The sequence below is a fragment of the Brevibacillus jepli genome, assembly GCF_047229145.1.
In the GTDB taxonomy this organism is placed as follows: domain Bacteria; phylum Bacillota; class Bacilli; order Brevibacillales; family Brevibacillaceae; genus Brevibacillus.
On record NZ_JBFEFW010000079.1, the window covers coordinates 1 to 1,614 of the forward strand.

Annotated in this window: 1 protein-coding gene; it reads right to left on the reverse strand. The window is 43.6% G+C overall.

Annotated elements, in window-relative coordinates:
* Positions 1-131: 131 nt before the first annotated feature.
* On the reverse strand, positions 132-1,370 hold the full coding sequence (locus AB1L17_RS31315) for an IS110 family RNA-guided transposase (protein WP_412848818.1): 1,239 nt from the start codon (positions 1,368-1,370) through the stop codon (positions 132-134).
* Positions 1,371-1,614: the final 244 nt, after the last annotated feature.

The following is a 1,614-nucleotide window of genomic DNA, read 5'->3' on the forward strand; positions in this document are numbered from 1 at the left end:
AGAGGAAACAGGAGAAAACCAGCTAATAGTTTGTCAAGTTTTTTAAAATCTTCTCTGTACTTGTGATATCATTTAATTATGAGCATACGAAATAACCTCCATTTTTTAGGAGGTTATGGTAATTAATTCCATTATGCTAACTGGAAGTCAGTCTTATAGGGCTCGCTTCTCGTTAAAATGGAGTATATCCAGCGTACCAGCTTATTCACACAGGCAATAACGATTTGTTTGTGGGGTTTTCCTTCCCCTTTTTTTATGTCATAATACTCGCGCATGCGTGGATTCACCGAGCTTTTTAAGGGACACATCCTTCGTCTCCGTATTCCACATTGTACAGCTTGGTATAAGGCTCTTCTCAAGCGCTTGGAACCTCGCTTGGTAATGCGGTTCGTGCTTGCTGTGAACTTGCCTGAGGATGTGACACTGGGGTCGACTCCCACGAATGCAACCAACTTCTTTGCGTGGTCAAACCGTTCTATTTCTCCGATTTCGGCCAAGATTGTTGCTGCAATCTTGTTTCCTATACCAGGAATAGAGCGGAGTAGATCATATTCTTTTCTTTCTTCAGCCAGAGCATCTATTTGTTTTTCTAGGGTGGATAGATGCTCCTGGTACTGAAGAAGCAGCGTGATCAGCATACGTAAACTCAGTGTATAACTCTCATGGAGCCCTTTTTGAAAGGGGCTTTTTTCTGCTGCCGCCACTATACGTAACGCTTTTTCTCTTACCCACTTCTGTGAACGGCTACGTACAATTTTGATTTCAATACACGCTGCTAGCTGATCTACCCCTGCGTTTTTTACCGCATTAGGTGTGGAATACATTCCTAATACCTCTAATGACACAGTGGAATACAAATCACCAAACACCCCCTCATACGTTGGAAATACCTGGTCTAATACCGTTCGAAATTGTAGTTTCGTCTGTACATACATATCGGTCATCGCTTCATGCTGTCTCGTAAGATGGCGTAAATGGACCCAATGTGCCGCCTGTTTCTGGTACGGAGAAAATTCCTCTTTGTAAAAAAGTTCACCTAGATGAATGGCGTCCACTTTATCCGTCTTTACTTTCCGTAAGCGCGTTTTCTTTGCCCGCTGTGCTAACAGAGGATTGAGAATATACAGGACATAGTTGTTTTCCTCCGCCCACTCTACCAGGGGGTAATGATAATGACCTGTAGCCTCAAGAATGATTGCTGGACGACAACCACTTTCCTTTTCTACTTCTTGTAGCTTTTCATGAAGCCATGCCAAATCTGTTGCGGTATGGTAGAAACGAAATCCCTTCCCATACAATTGGTTTCGATCTAGAAAGATCTGTGCGTGACTCTCTCCCTTTGCTACGTCGATTCCTACAACTGGATTCACGACGATTCCTTCCTCTCGTTTCTTTTGCCGGTAGCCCCTTATCCACTTGTGTACCATAGCTTCGCATGTGATGCGGGATCTTGTCCCAACCAGCCCAAACATAGTTATACAAGTAGGGGTGAACAGTTTTCTCCACGGGTTTTTCCCAATTAGCGAACCGTTCTACCCGGCTACTAATAGAGTAAAGCCATTTCCATGAAAAATGGCCAGCCAGTTTTATTCTGGCTGACCTCATAATACGAAA